At 53.4% G+C, this 4601-nt stretch carries 5 protein-coding genes; 2 read left to right on the forward strand and 3 right to left on the reverse strand.

Translation table 11 applies throughout. From position 1 onward, the window contains the following. Window positions 1-200: 200 nt before the first annotated feature. On the forward strand, window positions 201-1568 hold the full coding sequence (locus ABX962_RS30905; protein ID WP_372725359.1) for a hypothetical protein: 1368 nt from the start codon (window positions 201-203) through the stop codon (window positions 1566-1568). Between the two features lie 37 nt (window positions 1569-1605). Here ABX962_RS30905 and ABX962_RS30910 read toward each other — a convergent pair whose 3' ends face one another. Further along, window positions 1606-2160, reverse strand: coding sequence for a DUF421 domain-containing protein (locus tag ABX962_RS30910; protein WP_372725361.1), 555 nt, complete (start codon window positions 2158-2160; stop codon window positions 1606-1608). A 234-nt stretch (window positions 2161-2394) separates the two neighbouring features. Then, entirely contained in the window at window positions 2395-2787 is a 393-nt protein-coding gene (locus ABX962_RS30915) for a hypothetical protein (protein ID WP_372725362.1), read from the reverse strand. Window positions 2788-2792: 5 nt separating this feature from the next. Here ABX962_RS30915 and ABX962_RS30920 point away from each other — a divergent pair, with 5 nt between their 5' ends. After that, window positions 2793-2927: a hypothetical protein gene (locus ABX962_RS30920; RefSeq protein ID WP_372725364.1), complete on the forward strand. Its 135-nt coding sequence runs from the start codon at window positions 2793-2795 to the stop codon at window positions 2925-2927. A 323-nt stretch (window positions 2928-3250) separates the two neighbouring features. Here ABX962_RS30920 and ABX962_RS30925 read toward each other — a convergent pair. Further along, the coding region (locus tag ABX962_RS30925; RefSeq protein ID WP_372725366.1) for a bifunctional UDP-sugar hydrolase/5'-nucleotidase at window positions 3251-4601 on the reverse strand (1351 nt) is incomplete at its 5' end.

The following is a 4601-nucleotide window of genomic DNA, read 5'->3' on the forward strand; positions in this document are numbered from 1 at the left end:
GAAATAATGAATTCATCGCTGGTAGTCGTCGCTCAGACCGCGTCGGGCCGGGGGCGAATGAGTCGTAGTGAAGTTTCTGGATGATGCTTTCCGCGTGAACTTTCTGAGGAAGTTCGAAGGATTGGCAGCTTACCAGCGATCTAGAGCATCGGATACACTTTTATGAATTGCTACATTCCCGTCAAAAATGGATGATCGCCATGCAACGAACCGCCTATGCAATTTTTGTTGCCACCTTGATCGCGTTTGGGACGCATGCGTCTGCGGCGGAGCCGACCCCCGCTTCCGTGTTCGAGCAGAGGATCATGCCGATCTTCAACTCTCCGAATCCCTCAAGTTGTGTGCAGTGTCATCTTTCCTCGGTCGACCTAAAGGACTACATCCGGCCGTCCAGTCGTGAGACGTTCTTGTCACTGCGAGACCAGGGTTTGGTGGATGTTGATCGTCCTCGCGAATCGAAAATCCTGCACTTGATCGAGATGGGCGAATCCGATTCGGATTCGCTGGCCAAGCGAATTCATGCCAAGAATCGGGCCGCAGAATACGAAGCCTTCGCGTCTTGGATCGCAGCCTGCTGCCAAGACTCGGACTTGGTGAATGCCGCAGCGATCGAGCCAAGCGTCGCGGCCGGTCCTAAGACGCCGGTTGAGGTCATTCGGCACACCCGCAAAGATCGGGTTCTCGATTCTTTCGTGCGAAACATTTGGTCTCAACGCATGCGATGTTTTCCGTGTCACACACCGGCAGAGATCGACGCGGAAAATCCGATGCACGCCAAGCCATTGGAACGACACAAGGAGTTCGTCGCCAAGTTTGGAGCGAAGATGAACATCTTTAAAGAGACTCCTGAGCAGACATTGCAGTCGTTGATCGCAAGCAGTCGAAAGCGGCGTGGCGATGATTTGCCGCTAATCAACGTGGACGCCCCCTTACAAAGCCTGCTGCTGCTTAAACCGACGGCCAAGGTTCCTGCCAAAGATGCCGATGGGAACCTCGGCAAGCCATCCTCGGTCACGCCGGTCTCGCACCTGGGCGGCATCAAGATGCACACGGACGATCAATCCTACAAAGCGTTCGCTGCTTGGCTAGAGGACTTTGCATTGGCTGCTACCGGAGGCTATCGGGATGGCAAGGCAATTCCCAAAGACAACTGGTATCCCACCGAGCACGTAATCCGCATCAAAGGGCTTCCCGCGGACTGGCCCAATTTGTCCACGGTTCAGATTTTTGTACACCGCTGGGATTCTGAAATCGATGATTGGTCTCCAACCCCGATCGCGTTCACTCAATGCAAAGTGACGCCACGTAAGATGGTCAATGGATCGTTGTTCGTGATCGCGAGCGACGACCAGCGTGACGATCTGTCGCCGGAGGGCGAAACCATTCCGGCGGGAAAGGTACAGCTAAGACTCTACTTGGATCGTGACGAGGTTCTTCGTGATCAACCAACGAAGCTGATTCACAGAGACGTGCCGGACGCGTCCGCCGTGATCGATGCGAAATTCGAGAAGGGGTTCAAAAACGCGGACGTTGTCGAAGCCGAGCATGTTCAGATGCCCGGCGCGTAAGGTCCTGTTTGGAAATACCTTCGTGATTCCAGTTTGGTTACAAATCACGCGGGTCAAATGTTAGCTGTTCCGATCCTCTGACGCCGGCAAAAAGCGAGCGGTCCACTTCATCAGACTTCTTCAATACAGCGACATCACCGGTGGACTCCATCACGACAGCGAACACCTGCTTGGGGTGCGTGATCCCTGCCACTCGAAGATGAGAATTCAAATCATCGTTTGTGACTCGGGCGCGGGTCAGGTTTTCGTCGAGGACCCTATCGCCGGCCATCAGCAACATTGGCTCGTTGTCAACAATGGACTCGACGAACGCCGCCAACCGCCGACTTCGAGAAACGATGTACTGGATCAGAAACAGGACGGCAAGTCCGAAGCCCCCGGATGCTAACGACGGAGACTTCGTGAGCAGCGTGGAGGCAATCACCGAACCGAAGGCAATCGTGATCGCAAAATCGAAACTTGACATTTTAGAAAAGCTTCGCAGCCCAGACAGACGGGTCAACAGCAAGAGGGTGACGTAGATGCCAAGCCCAGAAATCAAAACCATGAGGAGCTCTGTTCCGCTGGCCGTTATCCAAGTCCAGTCAATCATAGCAAGCTCACAATTCGTAAATGGGGTGTCTTCGGATACGCCGCCTAGTTGATTCAGAGCGATGTGATTGCCTCAAATTGCATCGCGAAGAAAAGGTGGGACTGTCCACGTTGGGATCCGTGTCACCATCTGCCAGTTCTCTTCTACAATGACGCTGCGCAAATGGGCAGCGTCTCGCAATTGCTGGGGTTGGCGGCGGTTCGCCTGAAGCGGGGGCAGATCGCTGTGAAAGCGTTAGCCTCGGGTGCGATCAGAGCCCGCGGTCTTGACAATCTTGTTGTAGATCCCCAGGCAAAGAAAGGTTGGCGCCCATTGACCCACAAACAGACTTTCGTCTCTTCGATCCACCGACCGCAGAAGTAACGAACTACCGATGGACGCAAAGGCGGCCCACAGAAAAACATCAGACGGTAACTTGGCAGTCTGTTTTTCAATGCTTCTGGCAACCGTCCCTTCGGAATGCTGGTATGCTTCGGAACGCCGCGACTCTTGCCCCATACGTGTTGTTGCTTCAGCCATGAATATCTCTCTTTTATCAATTTCAGGTGTGTACGGCACCGACAACCGATGCCACCGCATGACCAACATCGCAAACGATGTACCAGCGTTGGCGAAATCGATGAACAATGACGATGTCAACGCACGCCGCGTATCGTATTGTCGGCAATCACCGTGCCTATCGCGTGGCAACCCACTCGGCGGACCCATCGCGGTTCTACATTTGCTACGTTTTACAATCGACCACGTTGATCGCCAGGATGCCGTAACGCGACAATGTCGTTCACGTTACAGCTAACTTAGTCTAGCCCCGCTTCGATTCTAAGTTTGCTGCGGAACCCCACTCACCGCAGCGATGGCGTTGAACATGAATTGACTTACCTCCGAATCACAGGATCCGATTGACAGTATCCGAATCACTGTCGCTGGGATCAGAGATCACGAACTAGGAGACGAACGAAATCCTTGCGTAGTTCGAGGCATAGCTTGTGTGCCATCTATTTGCTATTACGATTCGATGCCAATTCCCTCACTGCCAAACAAGTTATTTCCGTTTCAATGTGACCGCATACCAGACAAAAAGTAGATCGGATTAGCGAGGCTTGGGAATCAGAGTGATGTTTGTAGGTTGGGGAGCCACGATTGATTCGGATCGCTGAAAGTGATGTTCCACGATATCGACGATGCTCTCTTCGCTGACCTTGACTTCTTCCGCGTCTCGCAATTCATCGTACCGGTGAATGCCGTTTAACATGCCACTGTGCGAGGCGACTCGATAGGATTTGTTCCTGTCCAATCGCACTGCGTTGACCTGCACATCACGAACCCGCTTTCCTTGTTGGGCGACCCAATCGAGCGTCCATGTCATTCCCGAGGTTTGAATGAGCCCGCCCACACGATCCAGTGGATTTTCCGCTTCCTGATTGGTAGCCGACTGCTCCAGTACGTCATGAATCTGTTGGCCTGTAAGCGTAAAGGTTGCGAGTTTGGCCGGATGCGGTAGCAGCGTGTAAAGATCTTCACGAGTCACCTCCCCCTGAGGCAACGTGATTCCATATCCGACCCCTGGAAGCAATACAACCTCGGCTCCGGTTTCTTGACGGAGCAAGTTGGCTACCAGCACATCGAAGGGACTCTCGTGTTTGTATTTTCTGGGGATGAGAGTCTTCGCCATTCCGATGACTTCCTCGAGCTTCTGTCGATGAGGCTGGCGGATGTCGGCAATCAGCGTGGCCATTTTCGGGTGCGAGTAATCCTTGGCCCAGAGCATGTGCAGTTCGTCTTCAATCTTGACAACCTGTCCATCAACAAGGCTGACTCGAACTTCTCCAAGAGCCGCCGTGTCGGACATCGCCTGGACAATCTTGGTTCCATTAACAGTGATCGCCGGGTGAAGGCGGTCGTGAGAATGGCCGCCGATGATCAGGTCGATTCCGTCAACCTCACGGGCTAGCAGTTTGTCCACCGCTGTTCCTTGATGAGACAGAATCACCACTACATCCCCCTGACGACGAAGTTCAGGAACGTAGCGGCGGGCGGTTTCGATTCCATTGACGAAGCGAAGCCCCTGAATATTTTTAGGTGCGGTAGTTTGATCGGTGTTATGGTAGCCGAGAGCCAAAACGGCAATCTTTACCTTGCCCACCGAGAAGATGTGGAATGGTTTGCCCAGGAACGGCTGGTTGGTTTCTTGCTCGATGATGTTCGCACCTCGCAGTGGAAAGTCGGCAAGTTTTTGCAGATGGCGAGTTTGTTCCACGCCGTAGTCAAAGTCATGGTTGCCGAGCGCCATATAGTCATAGCCGACGGCATTCATCATGCGAATAACGGCTTCCCCCTGAGTGAGGTTACCGAGCAGGTCGTCGCTAAACGTGTCGCCCGCATGAACTAGCAGCACATTTTGCTCGCCCTGCTTCTGACGAACTCTTTCAACGGCCGAAGCC

Origin of the sequence: Novipirellula sp. (assembly GCF_041583735.1) — a bacterium.
In the GTDB taxonomy this organism is placed as follows: Bacteria; Planctomycetota; Planctomycetia; order Pirellulales; family Pirellulaceae; genus Novipirellula.

Bases quoted from the DNA above. Each gene is read 5' to 3' on its own strand.
- ABX962_RS30920 (WP_372725364.1), top strand. From the start codon at position 2,793: ATGTCAACGCACGCCGCGTATCGTATTGTCGGCAATCACCGTGCCTAT.
- ABX962_RS30905 (WP_372725359.1), top strand. From the start codon at position 201: ATGCAACGAACCGCCTATGCAATTTTTGTTGCCACCTTGATCGCGTTT.
- ABX962_RS30910 (WP_372725361.1), bottom strand. From the start codon at position 2,160: ATGATTGACTGGACTTGGATAACGGCCAGCGGAACAGAGCTCCTCATG.